Genomic DNA, 18,401 nt, shown 5'->3' with positions numbered 1-18,401 from the left:
GTCGCGGCGGGTCACATGGGAGGTGGCGGCACCGGGCCGAGCTCAGGGCGTTTGGCGACGCGGCCGTCTCCCGAGGACCGGCCGCGCAGGCGCCGGTAGATCCAGGGCCCGGCGAAGCTGGCGACCCAGCGCACCTCGGCCCCGGCCACCCGCCAGCGCGCGGCCGGGGGAAGCGGGGTGAGCGGGACCGACCAGGTGTCGTCGCTGCCGGGCAGCCCGATGGCATGGGCGATGGCGGCGGCGATCCTGGCGTGGCCCAGCGGGCTGGCGTGCAGCCGGTCGCTGCTCCACATCCTGGCGTCGGTGGTGAAGGAGTGCGGGAAGGTGTCGACGACGATGACACCGTGGCGGGCCGCGGCGGCCTTGATCCGGTCATTGATGTCGAGCACCCGGGGGACCAGCCGCCGGGCCAGCGGAGCGATCTTGCCGATGTCGGGGAAGGTCACGGTCACCACGCACGCGCCGGACGCCGTGAGCTGCGCGAACATGTCTTCCAATGCCGAGGCGACCGCGACGGCGTCGAAGCCGGGCCGGACGAGGTCGTTCATCCCGGCCATCACGGTGGCCAGGTCGGGCCGCAGGCGCAGCGCCGGGCCGAGCTGCTCGTCGCGGATCTGCCCGGCCAGGCGCCCGCGGACGCCCAGATTGGCGTACTGGACGTCGGGGTTCGCGACGGCCAGCTGCTCGGCGAGCCGGTCGGCCCAGCCGCGATGGCCCCGAACGTCGTCGCCGTCGCCGAGGCCCTCCGTCTGGCTGTCACCGAGGGCGACATATCGGGCGTAGGTCATCCAGAGAGTAGAGCCCACAACACGGCCGGGGTCAACGGCGTTCCGGTGACGCGGTCGGCGATCTCCGGCAGCGCGGCGGCGACCGCGTTGCCGATGGCCGCCGGCGGGCCGATCGTCCCCGACTCCCCGGCGCCCTTCATGCCGCCCGGCGTGCGCGGCGAGGGCACCTCCAGCGTCGCGAGCCGGATGTCGGGGATCTCCCGGGTGGTCGGCAGCAGGTACTCGGCGATCGGCTGCCCCTCCTCGGTGTAGACGATCTCCTCTGTCAGCGCCATGCCGATCCCCTGCGCGATCCCGCCGAGAACCTGGCCCTCCACGATCGCCGGGTTGACCAGCACACCGGAGTCGTTGACGGCCCAGTAGCCCTCGACCTCGACCGCTCCCGTCTCCGGGTCGACCGCGACCGCCGCCGCGTGCGCCCCGTAGGCGTACGTCATGTCGGCCGGATCGTAGGAGACCCGCTCCTCCAGTCCGGGTGTGGCCCCCTCGGGCAGGTCCCAGCCCCGCCACGCCGACGTGGCGATCTCCCGCAGCGTCAGCGACGCCTGCGGATCTCCCTTGACGCGTACGACGGAGTCGACGATCTCCAGGTCGGCCGGCGCAGCCTCCAGCCGATGGGCGGCGATGGCCACGATCTTCTCCCGCAGCCGGTCCCCGGCCAGGGCCAGCGCGCCGCCGCCCACCGCGAGCGAGCGGCTGGCGATCGACCCGATCGAGGAGTACGGCGTGGCCGAGGTGTCGCCCAGCACCACGCGTACCCGGTCGAGCGGCACCCCCACCCGGTCCGCCGCGATCTGGGACAGCGCCGTCTCGATGCCCTGCCCGACCCCCGACACACCCGACGAGACGACGACCGAGGCGTCCTGCTCCATGCGCAGGATCGCGGTCTCGAAGCCCCCGGCCAGCATGCCCATGGCCTTCATGCCCATCGACGAGCCGAGCCCGGTGCCCTCCACATGACAGGAGTAGCCGACGCCGCGCCTGCGCCCGTCGTCACGGGCCGGGGGAGTGACCAGGTCGCGCAGGGTACGCAGGGCGCGGGGATAGTCGCCGGAGTCGTACGCCTGCCCGGTCCGGGACGTACAGGGGAGCTCGTCGGGGCCGAGCATGTTACGCAGCCGCAGCTCCACCGGGTCGGCGCCGAGCCGTCTGGCCGCCTCGTCGATCAGCCGCTCCCTGGTCCAGGTGGCCTCCGGCTGGCCGAAGCCGCGGTAGGAGCCGGTCGGGGTGGTCGTCGTGACGACGGCGCGCAGCCGTACCCCCGCCCGGTCGAAGCGGTAGGGGCCGGGCAGCAGCGTGGCGGTCACCGCGAACGGCGAGATGCCGACGTTCGACGGGTGGCCGCCGAGGTCGCCGACGACGTCGGCGTGCAGCGCGACGAAGCGCCCGTCCGCGTCGAGCGCCAGACGGGCCCGGTGTAGGGCGGCCCGCGAGGGCAGGGTCGCGGCGAGGCGGTCGGTGGGCGACTCAGTCCAGCTCACCGGGCGGCCCAGGCGCATGGCGGCCAGGCAGATGAGCACCTCGTCCGGATACAGGTGCTCCTTTCCCCCGAAACCGCCACCGGCGTCGCCGGTCACGACGCGTACCCGGTCGTGGGTGAGCCCGAGCGCGTCCGCGGCCTGCTCGCGTACGTGGTGCGGGGCCTGCGTCGAGGTCCGCACGGTCAGCTCGCCGTCGGCGAAGTCGGCGACGATGCCGCGCGGCTCCAGCGGGTACGGCGTGGCCCGGCCGAACGTGAACGTCATCTCCACCACATGCGCGGCCCCCGCGATGACCGCGTCGCAGTCCTGGTCGCCGAGCGTGAAGTCGGTCAGCACGTTGCCGTCCCAGTCCGGGTACAGCAGCGGGGCGTCATCGGCCAGCGCCCGCTCGATCCCGATCACCGGGGGCAGCGCCTCGTATCCGAGGTCGAGCAGGTCGGCCGCGTCCCTGGCGGCCTCAGGCGTCCGCGCGATCACCACGGCGAGCGGTTGGCCCACGTAGCGGATCGCCTCGTCGAGCGCCAGGTAGGAGGTGACGGGCTGGCCGGGGCTCAGGGTGACGCAGGGCAGGCGGACCGCGGCGGCGTCGCCCGGCGTGATGACGTCGAGCATCCCGTCGACCGTCCACGCCTCCTTGGCGTCCCAGCTCACCAGCCGTCCGTGGGCGATGGGGCTGCGGACGACCACCGCGTACGCCATGCCGGGCAGCCGTACGTTCGCGACGTAGCGGGCGCGCCCGGTCAGCAGCCGGGCATCCTCGCGACGGGGCGTCCTGGAACCCACATAACCTTCAGCCATAGCCCGATTGTGAGCGTGGGTGGGCCGCCGGTCCATCGACACACGGGTGTCACTCGGCTACCTCTTGTGTCATCCGACTGCCTCCCGGCACGGTGTTACCCCGCCGCCTCCCACACGGCCTCGAAGGCGGCTCCGGTGATCTCGGTCAGCTCCCAGATCTCCACGGCCTGCTCGGTGAGGAAGCCGTGCTCGTCCTGCAAGTGGCGCCACCAGTAGCGGTGCGCGGCGCGGTCGGGTCCGATCTCGATCTGTCTGACCGCCCAGTGTTCGCCTTCGCCCTCGACGGTCTCGAACAGCCATAGGCCGCCGCGCTCGTCGTCGCCGCGCCAGTGGTGGCGCGGCAGGTCCGACTCGGTGAGCTGCTTGATCAGGTCGGGAAGCACGGCTCCACTCTAGGTTGATCGTGAGCCGCCATGGGTAGCCGGTGGGCATGAGGCGACCACGGGGGAGCTGTGCAGACGTTCCTGCCTTATCCCGACTTCGCGCGCACCGCGGCGGTCCTCGACCCGCTGCGGCTGGGTAAGCAGCGGGTCGAAGCCCTGCAGATCCTGCGCGCCCTCACGATCCCCGGCTACGGCTGGCGGCACCACCCGGCGGTGCGCATGTGGGCGGGATACGAGGAGGCCCTGGTGCGGTACGGGCTCGACGTGTGCGGCCGGTGGTGCGCCACCGGCCGTGCCGACACCTGTGCCGGCACCCTGGCCAGGGAGTTGGCCGAGCGCTGTGGCAGCACCGCCGTCCGCTCCCAGGTGTGCCTGGAGGCGGACGGCGAGCTGCCGCCGTGGCTGGGCGACGCCGGTTTCCATCTCAGCCACCGCTCCGCCCTGCTGCGCAAGGCGCCCGGCTTCTACCGGCCGCTGTTCGGCGACGAGCCCGACGACCTGGACTACGTCTGGCCCGCCTCGGGCCGCCCGCCCTCGTGCCTCACTTGAGCAGGCTGTCCCCGATCCAGCCCTCGGGTGCGCAGCCCGGTGGGATGGCGAAGACGGCCGAGCCGACGGGTGTGATCCACTCGTTCAGCAGGTCGCCCTTGGCCAGGTTGCGCTGGATGGGAACGAACTGCCGGTCGATGTCCGCCTGGTAGGAGGCGAACAGCAGCCCGGAGTCCGATTTGCCGTCCGGAGTGAGCCCTTCGTCGTAGTTGTAGGGACGGCGCAGGATGCGCAGTCCTGGGTCCGTGACGTGGGCCCGCCTGATGTGGGCGTACTCGGAGATGATCGGGAAGCCGAGCTTGTTCACCTGGCTGTAGTCCGCCTCGTCGCGTTCCGCCCGGCCGGTCAGCGGGGCGCCCGTGTCGAGGCGGCGGCCGATCGTGAACTCCCTGGCCACCCGGTCGGCGGCGTCCCATGACTCCAGGCTCATGCGGATGCGCCGCAGCACTAGCGTGGTGCCGCCGCGCAGCCACGCGGGTCCTTGGGAGATCCACACGGCCCGGTCCAGGTCGGCGGGCTGGATCGTACCGTCGACCTGGCCCATCAGGTTGCGCCGTGTCGCGCTCTGGAAGCCGCGCTGGATCCAGCGGACCTTGGCGAACGCGCGGGCGTCCTTGACGATCATCCGCAGCGCGTGAGCGACGGTGACCCCGTCGTCCGCGCAGATCTGCACCAGCAGGTCGCCGCCGCTCCACCGCTTGTCCAGCTTGTCGATCGTGAACGACGGCAGCGGAGCCACCGGCGACTCCGCCTTCACCGCCGCGAACAGCCCCGGACCGAAGCCGAACGTGATCGTCAGCCGGGCGGCCGTCGCGGCCAGCTCGGGCTCGGTGTCGGCCAGCGCGGGCCGCCCCTGGGTGAGGCGGCGCGCGTCGTCGGTCAGCAGTTGGAGGAGCCGGACGACGGCCTCCTTGCCGGTGTCCGGCGACAGGTCGAGGCCGACGAAGACGGCGTGCGCCTGCGGAGGCGTCGCTATCCCGGCCTGGTGGGCGCCGTGGAAGGGCTCGACGGCGACGGTGGCCTGCGCGGGGGGTGTGGTGAGGGCACCGACGGCCGTCAGAGCGCCTCCGGCGATGAGACCCCGGCGGCTGATCACTTGTGGCCCATACCGGGCTGGTAGTCCTCCTTGCCACCGGCGAAGTCCTTGCCGATCGCGGTGAACTCCAGCGGCTTGCCGCCCTTGACGGTGAGCGTGAACGGGATCCGGGCGCCCGGCAGCACCTCCTGCGCGACGCCCATCAGCATGATGTGGTCGCCGCCGGGCCGCAGCTCGTGCGTGCCGTGCGCGGGGATGACGAAGCCGCCCTCCTTGGGCCGCATGATCATCTTGCCGCCGGACTCCACGACCTCGTGCAGCTCGATCTTCGGGGACAGCGGCGAGGCGCCGGAGACGATCGTCACCTCGGCGTCGGTGTTGTTGACCAGGGTGCCGAAGGCGGCGCTCATCCCCTTCTTGGCAGTCTTCACCCAGGGGTCGGTGATGGTGAGGGCCGGGGCGGCGACGGCGGGGGACTGCTCGGCCGGTGCGGCGGCGACCTGCGTGGAGCCGCAGCCCGCGAGTGCGATGGCGGCGGCGGCGAGCAGCAGGGCATGGCGAGAGAACATGGGGAAAGGCCTTTCTCCACCCGGTACGGCACGCCGAAGCGCGCCCTGCCGGGCGTGGTCGTCAAAACGGAGGTCAGCTGGTTTCGACGACCATCGGCGGACCTCGCCCAGAGACCACGTGCCGCAGCACGGCCGAGCGGAAGACCGGTGGCTCCGCCGTACACGGAGCCGGGAACGGCGCCCGGATGACGGGCAGCAGCACGACCAGCAGCCGTATGGCCAGACGGCGCAGCAGCCCCCAGAGCAGGGCCTCGCCGCGCGCCAGCCACAGGGCGGTCAACCCGATCGCCCAGCCGTGCGCGACCAGCATGCCGAGACCCGGCACCAGGCCCGAGTGCGCGTGACCCGTCGCCGCGATCGGCGAGGCGGCGTGGGCCAGCGAGAACAGCAGGTGCATGACCACCTGGAGACCGCCGAGCAGCGGCAGGATCGCGCCCATGGTCCGCTCGCGCCCCGACAGCGGGAAGGCCGCCGCGAACGACAGCCCCAGCGCGATGCCCATGGCCGGTGCTCTGACCGTGCCACCGCCGAACGCGTGCGCCGCGACGCCCAGCCCGAGGCACACCGCGGCGAAGGCCGAGGTGCGGGCGAGGCGGAAGGGCAGACCGGCGGTCACAGTGCCGTCATCATGCCATGGCCGTTGGTCGCCCCGTGATCAAGCATCGGAGTGAATACTCACTCCGCTCTTGACGGAGTGAGTACTCACTCCGTACCGTGGTTCGTATGAGTGAGAAACCAGTCCGGCGCAGGGCGCCGGGAATGAGCCCGGAGGAGCGCCGCGCGATGATCATCGCCGCCGCCCTCCCCCTGGTGGCCGAGTACGGCACCGCCGTCACCACCAGCAAGATCGCCAGGGCGGCGGGCATCGGTGAGGCCACCGTCTTCCGTGTGTTCGCCGACAAGGACGAGTTGCTCGACGCTTGCATGGTCGAGGCGATGCGGCCCGACCACGTGGTCACGGAGCTCGCCTCCATCTCGCTCGACCAGCCGCTGGCCGACCGGCTCGCCGAGGCGGCCGACGCGCTCCGCGCCTACCTGGCGCGCATGGGCACCGTGGCCGGAGCCCTGCATTCCAGCGGCCACCGGGGCGGTGAGCGAGGCGCCCGCCCGCAGCCGGGCAGCCGCGAGGCGTCCATGGAGCTGATCGGGGACGCGGTCGCCGACCTGTTCGAACCGGACGAGGCGGCGCTGCGGCTGCCCGTCGCTCAGGTGGGCAAGATCTTCCTGAGCCTGCTGTTCACCCGGTCGACCATCCTGCCCACGAGCCAGCTCGTCGAGGTGTTCCTGCACGGAGCCCTCAAGGAGGAGGAGTCAGCGTGAGCGTGTCCCTCAACCACACGATCGTCCCCGCGGCCGACAACAACCGGGAGGCCGACTTCTTCGCCGACATCATGGGGCTCGAGCGCCTGCCACCCACGGGGGCCCGCGGGCACTTCGCCCCCGTGCGGGTCGATGAGCGGCTCACGCTTGACTACATGACCGTCGAGAATCCTGAGGGGCATCACTTCGGGTTCGACGTTGATCCGGCCACGTTCGACGCGATCCTGGCCCGCATCCAGGAGCGCGGCGTGCCGTACGGGAACCACCCCGCGACCCCCGACAACGGACGGATCGACCACCCGCTCTGCCCGCGCGGGCTGTTCTTCACCGACGCGGTCCGCAACCTCTACGAGATCATGTCACCTGCGTGAGCACGCCTCGCCGATCAACGCGAAGCAACCGGCGGCGTGCGCCGCCGACCGACGCGGAGCCACCGGCCGCGCGCCATCGGCCGACACGACCGCTTCTCCACCGGCATAATGGCGCTCAATGCCGAAATTACATGACCTGGCGGATTATGCGGCGACCATGGGTCCCGTCATCGGCGCGGTCCACGTGAACGTGCATGCCTCGGCTCGCGCGCAGGACGCGGGACTGCTGCCCGGCTTCCTGATCGACCTGCGCTTCACGCTCCCCCTCCGCCCGCTGAGCCGCCGCTCGCTCGCCACCATCTACCGGTACGGCGACACGGCCGAGCTCGACGCCGAGATCCAGGACCACCTGGACCTGGGCATGCTGGAGGAGGACGGCGACGGCGCGCTGCGGGCGACGGCCAAGGCGCTGGCGTTCATCGACGGCCTCTACGCCGTGCACGCCGCCACCACCGAGCGGATCTGGGCGGGCCGCGACCTCAAAACGCTCGCCGAGCTGGCCGGACGGGTGATCGGCGCGGCCGGAGCGGATCCCGGTGACGCGCAGGGCGCCACGACGGATCTGGGCGCCTTCGCCGCGATGGCGCCGCCGTACGAACCGGTGGGTACACCGGCGGGTGTGCTGCTGTTCAACCGGCTCGCCGCGCTGCGCTACCACCGCGCCGACTCGCACGCCGCCGCCTGGCGGGCCGCCGGCCTCACCGCCGGCGAGATCGTCGTGCTCGGGCCGGGGCCGCTGCGCGACCGGATCGAACGGGAGACCAACCGGCGGGCCGCCGAGCCGTACGGCGCGATCACCGAGCACGAACGCGCGCTGTTCCACGACGGCCTGCTGGCACTGGTCTAGCCAGGCCCGGGCTCGCTCAGAGCGAGACGGGCAACCCCCGTTCAGAGGGAGGCGAGTAACCGGCCCACCTCCGCACGGTCGTTGACGCCGAGCTTCTCGTACACGGCCTGCAGGTGGTTCGCGGCCGTCCGGGTGGAGACCGTGAGCCGGGCGGCGATCTGCCGGTTCGTCAGGCCGGCCGCCGCGAGCTGGACGATCTCCCGCTGGCGCGGCGTCAGCTCGGGCGTGGCCAGCTCGACCAGCGCGGGCGTCGACACCCCCGGGCAGCGCCTGGCCAGCGACCACGCCCTGGTCTGCGCCCCCTTGGCCAGAGCGCCCCTGCCCATCGCCCGGTAGGCGGCGGACTCCTGGGCGGTGGCCTCGGCGGCGTACAGAATCATCCCGAGCCGCTCGAACCCGGCCGCCACCGCACGCAGCTCGTCGGGGTCGCCGGTGGCCCGCGCGTGCCGGGCCAGGAGCCCGGCGAGGTGCCCGTCCACCCGTTCGGCCAGCGCGGACAGGCGGTCGGCGGCCAGCGCGGGAACCCCCAGCCGCACCAGATCGTGCAGCGCGAACATCAGGTGCCCGGACTGCTCGTGCTTCTCCGCGGCGTCGGCCGCCGACAGGCATAGCCGTACCGCCTCGTCCAGGTCTCCGCCGGCCGCCGCCACCCACACCGCGGCCTGCAGCGTCGGGTAGCGGGTGAACGCCCATCGGGAGGCCAGCTCCTCGGCCTCGGCCTGCAGGTCGCGCGCCTCCGCCGTCCTGCCCAGCAGCGCCAGAGCGTGCGCCTGCTCGGCCAGGCACCGTCCTCGGTACGGCGAGCGGTCGTACAGCCCGGCGGCGTCGTCGCGGCTCCAGCGCACGGCGCCCTCGGCGTCGCCCCGCAGCCTGCTGACCAGCGCGCGGAACGCCCCGAACCCGGAGACCGACAGCTCGGCGGCGGCCAGCTCCATGCCGTAATCGGCGGTGCGTTCCGCCGCGTCCAGCCGCCCGGCGAACGTCTCGGCCGCGCAGCGCGCGTCGAGCATCGTCGGCAGCGCGTGCGGCGTCTCGTCCCCCCAGTCGTCCACCCCGGCCAGGGCCTGCTCGACGACCGCGATGGTGTGCTCGGTCCGTCCCGAGTAGGCGCTGGTCCACGAGTCGAGCGCGGCCAGGTGCGCCGCGCCGCGCACGGTGATCGGCGTGCACGCGCGGGCCCGTTCGAGCGACTCGACGGCTCGGGTGGTGCGGCCCGCCCAGAACTCGGCCACGCCGAGGTAGATGTGTGCCTCCTGCTGCCAGGCCGGGTCGGTGAGCGTACGCGCCGCCTCGCCGAGCACCCGGCACGCCTCGGTGAGCGAGCCCGCCCAGGCGTGGTTGAGTCCCAGGCTGATGGCGTGCTGCGCGCGCTCGCTCTCGGTGACCACCGCCGGTGCCGTCTGCCGCAGCGCCGTCAGCGCGGTGTCGGCATCGCCGAGCACCATGAGCGACTCGCCGAGCAGCGCGACCGCGGCCACGCTCGGGCCCGCGTCCATCGCCGCCCTGGCCAGCCGCGCGGCCAGACGGGGATCCTGCCTGGCCCAGGCCAGCCGAGCAGCGACGAGCAGCATGTCCGGATCGGTGGTCGAGCCGCTGTCGAGCCGCCACACGGCCGCGCGCAGCACGTCCTCGCGCCGCCGCAGCCCGCTCGCCTCCAGCGCCTCGGCGAGCATCCGCAGCCGCCGCCGCGTCCGCAGCGTGCCGCAAGCGCCGCGTACCACCTCGCCATAGAGGGGGTGGCCGAGCCGCACGTGCTCTCGCTGCACGTCGCGCACGGCCACGATCAGCCCGCGGTCCTCGACTCGCTCCACCGCGATCGGCGAGGTGAGCGAGACCAGCAGATCGGTGCCGAGCGGCTCGCCGAACGCCACCAGCTCCAGTACCTCCCGCTCCTCCTGGTCGAGGTGCCCGATCCTGGCGTCGACCAGCTCGCGCAGCCGGGTGGTCATCGACAGCTCGCCCTGCCAGCGCCACTGCCCGTCGGTCTCGGTCAGACATCCCGAGGTACGGCCGGCGTGCACGACCTCGCGCAGGTAGAGCACGTTCCCCTCGCTGACCCTGGCCAGGTGCCTGACGGTCTGTCCGGCCACCTCTCCGCCGAGCGCCCCCTCCAGCACCTCCCCGACCTCGGCCACGGTCAGGGGCGGCAGCTCAACGCGGCGGAGCAGCTCGTCCTTCCACAGCGCGGCGACCGGCGCGGGCAGCGGCTCACCGCTGCGCACCGTGACCAGTAACCTCGCGGCGCCGCTCTCCGCCAGGTGGTGCACCAGCGCGGCCGAGGCCGCGTCGAGCCGGTGCGCGTCGTCCACGCTCACCAGAAGTTCGTCCCGTCCCGCGCTGATGCCCAGGTGCCGTGCGGCCCAGCGCAGCAGGTTCTCCCCGCTGCTGGGCGGTTCGGTCAGCGCGTGGGCGAACGCGCCGAACGGGATCGCCGCCGCCGTCTCCGTACCCAGCGCCCGAACCACCCCGTACCCCTCCAGGCCGGACAGCGCCTGCGCCGCCAGCCTGCTCTTGCCCACCCCCGCGTCTCCGGCGATCATCACGCCCGCCCGCGACCGCAGTGCCTCCCGTACGGTCGCCAGCTGGCCCCCTCGCCCGACGAACGGCCATGTGCTCCCCAGCTGCTCGCTCATCGTGCCTCCTCTCACCCTCGATGATGGTGAGCGAGGTTCGCGGGAGGTTCAAGGCTGATCTCGGCTCAACCCGGCGGCGGAGAGCAGCAGGTCGACGATCGCCTCGCTCCCGCTGAACGGCACCGGTTCGCCACCGACTTCTTCGAGCAGCCCGCGGAGCTGGCCGCCGGACTGCTCAGGCTCGACCAGCCGTACGATGACCGTCCTCATGTCGGCACCATCTCCCCGACCGGTTCAGGCCAGGTTCAGGTGGGCCGGAGAGGGGCTGCTCAGATGGGGTCGAGGCGGGCTTTTCAGGTGGGGTAGGGCGCGGGTTCGACCTCCAGCTCGCGCATCCGCTCGGCGTACAGGGCGTAGCGCCGCCGCGCGTCGCCGCGTCGGCCCGCCGAGTCCAGCACCCGCACCAGCCCGAGGTGGGCGCGCTCGTCGTATCGATCGCGTTCGAGCAGGCGCAGCCAGTAGCGAGCCGCCTCGTCGTGCCGCCCCTCGCCCGCCCGCGCCGTCGCGAGCCTGGCGGCCGCCCGCACGTACGCCAGCCGCGCCTCCTCCCGCAGCCCCACGGCCCAGTCGGCGTACGGGTCCTCCTCGCAGAAGTCGCCCCCGTAGGACGCCTCGGCCTCCGCCCACCGCGCCAGCGCCTCCGCCGCCCGCCCCGCCTGATCGAGTTGCCCGGCCGAGCCCACCAGATCGAGGAAGTCCTCAACATCGACGTCCACGTTCGCCAGATCGAGCCGCAGCGCGCCCTCGTCGGAGACGACGAACTCGTCCGCCGGACGTACATGATCCGGATCGAGCACCGCCCGCAGCGTAGACACCATCACGTTCAGCCGCTTCAGCCCGACCGCGTCGCCCTGCTGCTCCGGCCAGAGGATCTCCACCAGCCGTTCCCTGCCGATCGCCGCGCCCCGGCGGCTGACCAGGATCTTCAGCAGGTCGCGGGCCTTGCGCGACTGCCAGGCCGTACGCGCGACGGGCACCGCGCCGCGCAGGACTCGGAACGTTCCCATGGTCTCGACCCGCACACGCGCCTCCGCCACCGGCGTGAACCGGCCGACCAGCGCGTCGATCCTGGCATCGAGCGCCCGGCAGCCGATCGCGTGCATGCGGCTCCTGACCTGATGCGCGATCTCCCTGCCGGGCACCGCGTCGCCCAGCGCGGCCCTGACCAGCTCGGCCCTGGCCCGGCCGATCGGATCGCCGAGCGCCGACCACTGACGCACGGCCTCGTCGGCCAGCCGGGAGTCGCCGTCGAGCTCGGCGCGCAGCTCCACCATCGCCGCCCGCGCCGCGTGGTCCCTGCGGCGCACGGCGGCGGACTCGGCCTCGGACAGCAGCGCCCTGGCCTCGTCATATCTCCCGGCCGCCAGCGCGACGCGGGCCGCGACCAGCCTGGCGTCCACCCCGGCGATGCCCTCCGCGTGCTTCAGCGCCCGCGCGGCCACGCGGGCCGCCTCGTCGGGATCGTCCTCCGTGAGCAGGACGGCCAGCTTGTTCAGGGCGTTGGACAGCTCCTGAACCTCGCCGGACGCGCCGGCGTCCGCGATGATCCGCCGGTAGATGGCCATCGCCGACCTGCGGTCGCCGCGCAGCACCTGGATGTCGGCCAGCCGGATCAGCCCATAGCCGACGAACCGCGACCCCATCGCCTCCCACCTGGCCGCCGCGTCCGCGGCGTCGATCGCCGCCTCCTCCAGCCGGCCGAGCCCGATCAGCGCTTTGGCCCGGTTGGCGATGTTGAGTGCGGCGTACGGGGCGAACGACACCAGATCCGACAGCCTGGCCGCGATCTCGACCTCCGCCAGCGCCCTGGTGTAGGCGGCCTCATCGAGGTGACAGGAAGCGCGATTGGCCCGGATACGGATGAGCTGGACGACGTCCCCGGCCCGCTCGGCGTACTCCAGCGCGCGCAGGTAATAGGCGTCGTTGGCCCGCCGGTCGCCGTCGAGCGAGGCGAGCATGGCCTGCACGGTGTTGGCCGCGGCCAGGGCGCCGGGATCGCCCAGCGCGCTGGCCAGCTCCAGCGCCCGGTCCGCGAGCTCGGCGCAGCCCGCCCGGTCGCCCTTCAGCCAGAGCACCGACGCGGTGGAGGCCGCGCACATCGCCGCGTCGGCCGGCGGCAGCCCGTACTCGAAGCCCTTGGTGTAGATGGCGATGGCCGAGTCTAGATCGCCACGCAGATGGTCGATGAGGCCGAGCCGCCGGGCCAGGAACGCGTCGAACACCGAGGTCGCCGCCGCGCGGGCGAGCAGGTCGCGCGCCCGGGTCCAGTCGCCGCGGTTCTGCTCCGCGATGCCCGCCAGCCGCTGCATCGCCGGCGCCTGCCTGATCGGCTCGGGCAGCAGGGCGAGCGCCGCCACCACGTCGTCGCCGCGCTCGGCCAGGCGCAGGCCGTGCGTGCCGAGCAGCGAGGTGACGAGCGTGCTGTGCCGGGTGGCGACCGCGGCGCGCAGGGCAAGCTCCGGCTGGTCGTGCTCGACGTACCAGCGGGCGGCGACGGCGGCCGTGTCGTGGGCCTCGTGCCGGTCGAGCGGCGCGTGCGCGGCCAGCACGTGGGCGCTGGTCGCGGTCAGCCGGTATCCGCTGGGCAGCCTGTGTCCGTCGGCCGTCGGGTGGGCGCCCGGCCCGTGTCCGTCGGCTGTGCGCTGAGTGCCCGTCGAGGCCGCCCGGTGCCCGTCGTGGCCGGCCTCCAGGAACAGGCCCCGGCTGGTCAGCGAGGCCAGCGTGTCGGGCGGGGCGCCGAGCGCGGCGGCGAGGTCGTCGGTGAGCACGGGCAGCACGGTCGCCGCCCGCAGTAGCTCGCGCATCGCCGCGGGCAGGTCATTGAACGCCGACAGCGTGAGCCGCTCCAGCGTGGCGGAGGTGGCGGCCAGGCCCGCGGCCGTACCCGGCCAAGCGGCCGGATCGGTGCGGGCGAGCGCGTCGAGCGCGGCCCGCACGGCGGCGGGCCAGCCGCCGCAGGCGTCGTGCAGCGTGGCGGCGATCGCCGCCCCCGGCTCGCCCAGCCGCTCGCGCGCCCAGGCCGTGGTCTCGCCGATCGTGAGCGCGAGGTCGGTCGCGTCGAGGTCGAGCACCTCATGATCCTGGCGAAGGCGCGCGGTGGGGAACGGCAGCGGCGCCCGTGATGCGGTGACCACGTGCAGGTGGCGGGGGGCCGCCCGGACCAGGGTCTCGACATAGCGTACGGAGCCGGCCGCGCCGATGATCGTCTCGATGCCGTCGAATACTAAGGCGAGTCCCCGTCGCAGTCGCCCCGCCAGCGCCTCGGCCAGCGCGCCCGCCAGCGCCGCCGCCCTGGACAGCTCGTCGGCGTCCGGCCCGAGCGGGGACTCGGCGGCGGCGGCGAGCTCGGCGGGCAGGTCCGGAACCACCTCCGCCAGGGCCGAGACCAGCGCGCCGGCCAGCGTGGTGAGGTCGCGATCGGCCGGCCCCAGCCGGTGGAGCACCGCGCCGACCGCCTCACTCCAACTCGTCAGCGCGATCGACTTGCCGTAGCCCGTGGTGGCCACCAAAGTGGTGAGCCTGTGCGTCAGCGCCCCGTCGAGCCGCCGGTCGAGGGCGGGACGGGGTTGCACCCACCCACGTTCCACCCACGCATGTTACGCCGGGGATCGCGAACGACTCCAGAGTTCGCAAAGTGCCACCTCCCGGTAACCGGCCCGGAGGCGCACTATGGTCGAGTACCTCTTCGAGGAGGGTCGCGGTGGATCAGGACCTGCCCGGCGGAGCGAGGCTGATCGTGGGGGTGGACGAGTCCCCGGCCTCGCGCTGGGCACTGGCGTGGGCCATCGGGGCCGCGCGGCTGCATCGGATGGCGCTGATCGCCGTCCACGTCAGCCGGGCCCCGGTACACCCCTTCCCCGAGGCGCTGCCCGTGCAGCACGCCATGAAGGCGGGGGAGGAGGCGCGGTGCAACGAGGTGATCGCGGGCGTGTTCGACGACGTGGCCGGTGGGCTGCCCGCCGACCTCACCACGGCGGTGGTCGGCCGGGTCGGTGATCCCGGCTATCACCTCGTCGACCTGGCCCGTGAGGGCGATCTGCTGGTGCTGGGGCGGGGCAAGCGGGGGATGCTCAGCCGGTTGTTCCTGCCTTCGACGAGCATGTACTGCGCTCGGCACGCCAAGACGACGGTCGTGATCGTCCGGCAGCCGACACCGCCGGACGAGCCGCACCTGCCGGGGGAGCGCACGCGACGGTTCTGGAGCCGTAAGCACATCTAGCGGGGTCGGGTGTCCGTTCTTCCTCTCCCCCGACCCCCGGACCTCCCGGATCCTCGACTCCCGGGTCCTCGGACCTCCCGAGTCCCCGGGTCCCCCGAGTCCCCCGAGTCCCCGAAGGGGGTATCTCCCAATAAGGACCCCAGCCACCACAGACCGTCACAGGGATCGAGACAGTCGTGTGACGGTGTCAGACCAGGGCTTCCTTCAGGACGTTCAAGCCCTCGGGGATCTCGGCTTGCTGAATCGCGCCGTACCCCAGAACCAGGCCCTGCTGGGCGGGGCTCTCACCGCAGTAGGCGTCGAGCCGTTCCAGCGCGAGCCGGGGAGCCGGACGTACGGACACCCCAGGGGAGAAGCGGGCGCACAGGTGCAGCCCCGCGACCGAGGGGACCAGCCGAAGGCGGTCGTCGTCGGCGAGGCTGTCGACGACGAGGGCGTGCCGGGCGGCGTACTCGCGGGTGGCCTTCCTGATGTGCCTGGCCAGCAGGCCCTCGTCGATGAAGCGGGCCAGCGCGGCCTGCGTGGACAGCTCGCCGTGGGAGTCGCTCAGCTGCCTGGCGGCGCGCAGCGCGGGCATGAGCGAAGCGGGGGCGACCAGGAAGCCGAGGCGCAGCATGGGCAGCAGCGTCTTGGAGAACGAGCCGACATAGATGACCCGCCCCGACCGGTCCAGGCTCTGGAGCGGCTCCAGCGGCCGGTCGCCGAAGCGGAATTCACTGTCGTAGTCGTCCTCGACGATCACGCCGCGCCGCCGCTCCGCCCAGGCCAGCAGCGCGGCGCGGCGAGCCAGCGACATCGGGGTGCCGAGCGGGAACTGGTGGGAAGGGGTGACATACACCAGCCGGGCGGCGTTCGGGATGGCGGTCACGTCGATGCCCTCGCCGTCCACCGGGACTCCGGCCACGCGGGCGCCCAGTGAGCGGAACAGCCGGCGCGCGGGCGGGTAGCCCGGCTCCTCGACCGCCACGCAGGCGCCGGGGTCGATGAGCACCCGGCCGATGAGGTCGAGCGCCTGCTGGGCGCCGTTGGTGATCAGGACGTCGTCGGCACCGGCTCGTACGGAGCGGCTGATACCTATATGTCGTGCGATAGCGTCCCTTAGGGCTTCGTGGCCGGAAGGGTCGGCATATCCGGCGAGGCTGGTACGGAGCTCACGGGCCACCAGCCTGCGCCACGTCTCCATCGGGAACAGCCGGGGATCGGGCACGCCCACGCGGAAGTCGTACTCGTGGGTGGAAGCCGGCGCCTCGGCGGCCACGGACCGCCAGATGGCACGGGGCCGTACGACGCCCTGGGGCGCCGACCTGGTGGCGCGTACCCGCTCCGCCGAGACGAACGTGCCCGCGCCCGCCCGGCCGACGAGGAAGCCGTCGGCCACCAGGCGGTCGTAGGCGACCGCGACCGTGTTCCGGGAGATCTCCAGCCGTCTGGCCAGCTCGCGGGTCGGCGGCAGGCGTTCGCCCGATCTGAGCCGGCCGTCGAGGATCGCGTCCAGCAACTGCCGGTAGACCTGTGCGGCCAGGTCACCCCGGCCATGAAGGCTTACGTGGACATCCATCTTGGCCCAATCATTTACCCGAAAATTGGAGCTTATACCGGGACAAGATGAGTCTTAGGGTGGAGCCATGACACAGCGCATGAATCTCGGCGAACTAGCCGGCGAGGCCTATAAAGCCATGGCCGGCCTCGACCGGTACGTCCGGCACAGCACCCTGCCCGCACCCCTGCTGGAGCTGGTACGCCTGCGCGCCAGCCAGATCAACGGCTGCGTCTACTGCGTGGACATGCACAGCGGCGACGCCAAGCAGGCGGGCGAGAGCGACGCCAGGCTGCACGCCGTGGCCGTATGGCAGGAGGCCCCCTTCTTCACCGCCCAGGAACGCGCCGCCCTGGCCTTCACCGAGGCCGCCACCAGGCTCTCGACCGACGACATCACCGACGAGATCTGGCAGCATGCCGCCGAACACTTCGACGACCAGGAACTCGCCGCCCTGGTGGTGGCCGTCGCCACGATCAACGCCTGGAACCGGATGGGCGTGGCCACCCGCATGACCCCCGAGTCGTACAAGGGCTGACCGCCGGTGCCACTCTTACCGCGACGGGACCTGCGACGATGACTACGACGGGACCTACTCCGGGACCCACTCCGAGATCCACGACGGCGAGCAGGCGGTCGAGCAGGCGGCTCCTCGTACAGGCGCAGCTGGCGAATTCGATCGGCGACGGCGCCTACCTGGTCACCTCGGCGCTCTATTTCGCCAGGATCGTCGGCCTGTCGGCGACGGAGATCGGCTTAGGGCTCACGCTGGGCTGGGCTGTCGGCACCGTCGCGGGCGTCCCCCTCGGCCACCTGGCCGACCGCCGCGGGCCGCGCGGAGTGGCCGTCCTCCTGGCCCTGTCGACCGCCGTCGCGGTCATGTCGTTCCTGTTCGTGCGGTCGTTCGCGCTGTTCGTACTGGCCGCCTGCCTGTACGGCACCGCGCAGACCGGCCTGTCCGCGGCCCGCCAGGCGCTGCTGGCCGGACTGATCGAGCCGGGCAAACGCACGGAGGTCCGGGCCGTACTCCAGTCCACGATCAACGGCGGCCTCGCGATGGGCGCCACTCTGGGCGGGTTCGCGCTGCATGTGGACAGCCGGGAGGCGTACCTGACGGTGTTCGCGGTGGACGCCGTCAGCTTCCTGGTCGCTGCCCTCCTGCTGCTGCGACTGCCCGCCGTCGCCCCCGTCCCCGCCGCCGGGCCGAAGCTGGCCGTGCTCAGGGACCGGCCGTACGCGGTGATCACGCTGATCAACGCGGTCATGCTCTTCTACATGCCGCTGCTCAGCCTGATCGTCCCCCTCTGGATCGTCCAGCGCACCACGGCACCGACCTGGCTGGTCTCGGCCCTGCTCCTGGTCAACACGGTGAGCGTGCTGCTCTTTCAGGTACGGATCGCGCGGCGGGTCAGGGGCTTGGCCGACGCCTCCCGGTCGGTGCGGTACGCGGGCCTGGTCATGCTGGCGGCCTGCGCGGTGTTCGCGATGTCGGCCATCGGCTCGTCGGCCTGGCTCGCCGGGCTGATCCTGCTCGCCGCGGCCGGGCTCCAGGCGTACGGCGAGATGCTGCTCGGGGCGGGCGCCTGGGAGATCGGCTTCACCCTGGCTCCGGCGGACAAGCAGGGCCAGTACCAGGGCTTCTTCGGGACCGGGATGGCGGTGGCCAGGATGCTCGGCCCGGTCGTCCTCACCACCCTCGTCATCGGCGGGGGCACGCTGGGGTGGCTGCTGGTCGGCGGCCTGTTCGTGGCGGCCGGCGCCGCGATGACCCCGGCCGTGAGCTGGGCCACCCGCAACCGCTACGGTTTGACATGATCTACCTGGTGTCCGAGATGGGACGGGATAACCGGCCCCACCTGGGGTTGTTCAT

Annotated in this window: 17 protein-coding genes; 7 read left to right on the top strand and 10 right to left on the bottom strand. The window is 72.7% G+C overall.

Annotated features, from left to right (window positions below):
• Window positions 1-11: 11 nt before the first annotated feature.
• From AB0B64_RS11860 to AB0B64_RS11850, 3 genes are all read right to left on the bottom strand, one after another.
• Window positions 12-788, bottom strand: coding sequence for an SGNH/GDSL hydrolase family protein (locus AB0B64_RS11860; RefSeq protein WP_357938221.1), 777 nt, complete (start codon window positions 786-788; stop codon window positions 12-14).
• Complete coding sequence (locus AB0B64_RS11855) at window positions 785-3,067, bottom strand: xanthine dehydrogenase family protein molybdopterin-binding subunit (RefSeq protein WP_358176698.1); 2,283 nt, start codon at window positions 3,065-3,067, stop codon at window positions 785-787. Before AB0B64_RS11855 ends, AB0B64_RS11860 begins: the two co-directional genes overlap by 4 nt.
• Window positions 3,068-3,162: 95 nt before the next feature.
• Entirely contained in the window at window positions 3,163-3,450 is a 288-nt protein-coding gene (locus AB0B64_RS11850) for a hypothetical protein (RefSeq protein WP_357938225.1), read from the bottom strand.
• 69 nt (window positions 3,451-3,519) lie between these two features.
• Between AB0B64_RS11850 and AB0B64_RS11845 the strand changes: the two genes are divergently transcribed.
• The gene (locus AB0B64_RS11845; RefSeq protein ID WP_357938227.1) at window positions 3,520-3,999 is read left to right on the top strand and encodes an MSMEG_6728 family protein; all 480 of its coding nucleotides are present in this window, start codon (window positions 3,520-3,522) and stop codon (window positions 3,997-3,999) included.
• Here the strand turns inward: AB0B64_RS11845 and AB0B64_RS11840 are convergent.
• From AB0B64_RS11840 to AB0B64_RS11830, 3 genes are all read right to left on the bottom strand, one after another.
• Window positions 3,992-5,095 carry a Dyp-type peroxidase gene (locus tag AB0B64_RS11840; RefSeq protein ID WP_358176695.1) on the bottom strand — a complete coding sequence of 368 codons (1,104 nt, stop codon included), beginning with the start codon at window positions 5,093-5,095 and terminating at the stop codon, window positions 3,992-3,994. The two genes, AB0B64_RS11845 and AB0B64_RS11840, sit on opposite strands and share 8 nt — an antisense overlap.
• Window positions 5,092-5,604 carry a copper chaperone PCu(A)C gene (locus AB0B64_RS11835; RefSeq protein ID WP_358176692.1) on the bottom strand — a complete coding sequence of 171 codons (513 nt, stop codon included), beginning with the start codon at window positions 5,602-5,604 and terminating at the stop codon, window positions 5,092-5,094. The genes AB0B64_RS11840 and AB0B64_RS11835 overlap by 4 nt, the downstream gene beginning before the upstream one ends.
• Window positions 5,605-5,677: 73 nt before the next feature.
• Window positions 5,678-6,220, bottom strand: a complete 543-nt coding sequence (locus AB0B64_RS11830) for an MFS transporter (protein ID WP_358176689.1) — start codon at window positions 6,218-6,220, stop codon at window positions 5,678-5,680.
• 107 nt (window positions 6,221-6,327) lie between these two features.
• Between AB0B64_RS11830 and AB0B64_RS11825 the strand changes: the two genes are divergently transcribed.
• From AB0B64_RS11825 to AB0B64_RS11815, 3 genes are all read left to right on the top strand, one after another.
• Window positions 6,328-6,924, top strand: coding sequence for a TetR/AcrR family transcriptional regulator (locus tag AB0B64_RS11825; protein WP_357938235.1), 597 nt, complete (start codon window positions 6,328-6,330; stop codon window positions 6,922-6,924).
• Window positions 6,921-7,295, top strand: coding sequence for a VOC family protein (locus AB0B64_RS11820; RefSeq protein ID WP_358176686.1), 375 nt, complete (start codon window positions 6,921-6,923; stop codon window positions 7,293-7,295). The genes AB0B64_RS11825 and AB0B64_RS11820 overlap by 4 nt, the downstream gene beginning before the upstream one ends.
• 118 nt (window positions 7,296-7,413) lie before the next feature.
• The gene (locus tag AB0B64_RS11815) at window positions 7,414-8,142 is read left to right on the top strand and encodes a hypothetical protein (protein ID WP_358176683.1); all 729 of its coding nucleotides are present in this window, start codon (window positions 7,414-7,416) and stop codon (window positions 8,140-8,142) included.
• A gap of 41 nt (window positions 8,143-8,183) precedes the next feature.
• Here AB0B64_RS11815 and AB0B64_RS11810 read toward each other — a convergent pair whose 3' ends face one another.
• The 3 genes from AB0B64_RS11810 to AB0B64_RS11800 all read right to left on the bottom strand — a co-directional run bounded on the left by AB0B64_RS11810 (window position 8,184) and on the right by AB0B64_RS11800 (window position 14,362).
• Window positions 8,184-10,775 (bottom strand): LuxR C-terminal-related transcriptional regulator, encoded by a 2,592-nt coding sequence (locus tag AB0B64_RS11810; RefSeq protein ID WP_358176681.1) that lies wholly within the window; start codon window positions 10,773-10,775, stop codon window positions 8,184-8,186.
• Between the two features lie 48 nt (window positions 10,776-10,823).
• Complete coding sequence (locus AB0B64_RS11805; RefSeq protein ID WP_357938243.1) at window positions 10,824-10,985, bottom strand: hypothetical protein; 162 nt, start codon at window positions 10,983-10,985, stop codon at window positions 10,824-10,826.
• A gap of 83 nt (window positions 10,986-11,068) precedes the next feature.
• A complete protein-coding gene (locus AB0B64_RS11800; protein ID WP_357938245.1) occupies window positions 11,069-14,362 on the bottom strand; it encodes a BTAD domain-containing putative transcriptional regulator in 3,294 nt (1,097 codons plus the stop codon).
• 113 nt (window positions 14,363-14,475) lie between these two features.
• On the opposite strand from AB0B64_RS11800, the gene AB0B64_RS11795 reads away from it, so the two are divergent.
• The gene (locus AB0B64_RS11795; protein WP_357938247.1) at window positions 14,476-14,994 is read left to right on the top strand and encodes a universal stress protein; all 519 of its coding nucleotides are present in this window, start codon (window positions 14,476-14,478) and stop codon (window positions 14,992-14,994) included.
• A gap of 187 nt (window positions 14,995-15,181) precedes the next feature.
• On the opposite strand, the gene AB0B64_RS11790 is transcribed toward AB0B64_RS11795, so the two are convergent.
• A complete protein-coding gene (locus AB0B64_RS11790) occupies window positions 15,182-16,552 on the bottom strand; it encodes a PLP-dependent aminotransferase family protein (RefSeq protein ID WP_358176678.1) in 1,371 nt (456 codons plus the stop codon).
• Window positions 16,553-16,619: 67 nt separating this feature from the next.
• Between AB0B64_RS11790 and AB0B64_RS11785 the strand changes: the two genes are divergently transcribed.
• Both AB0B64_RS11785 and AB0B64_RS11780 read left to right on the top strand, forming a co-directional pair.
• Window positions 16,620-17,069 (top strand): carboxymuconolactone decarboxylase family protein, encoded by a 450-nt coding sequence (locus tag AB0B64_RS11785; protein WP_357938251.1) that lies wholly within the window; start codon window positions 16,620-16,622, stop codon window positions 17,067-17,069.
• A gap of 38 nt (window positions 17,070-17,107) precedes the next feature.
• Window positions 17,108-18,346: an MFS transporter gene (locus AB0B64_RS11780; RefSeq protein ID WP_358176675.1), complete on the top strand. Its 1,239-nt coding sequence runs from the start codon at window positions 17,108-17,110 to the stop codon at window positions 18,344-18,346.
• The last annotated feature ends 55 nt before the right edge of the window (window positions 18,347-18,401 follow it).

Origin of the sequence: Nonomuraea sp. NPDC049129 (assembly GCF_040648495.1) — a bacterium.
Taxonomy (GTDB): Bacteria; Actinomycetota; Actinomycetes; order Streptosporangiales; family Streptosporangiaceae; genus Nonomuraea.
This window is presented reverse-complemented; position numbering and strand designations above follow the sequence as displayed.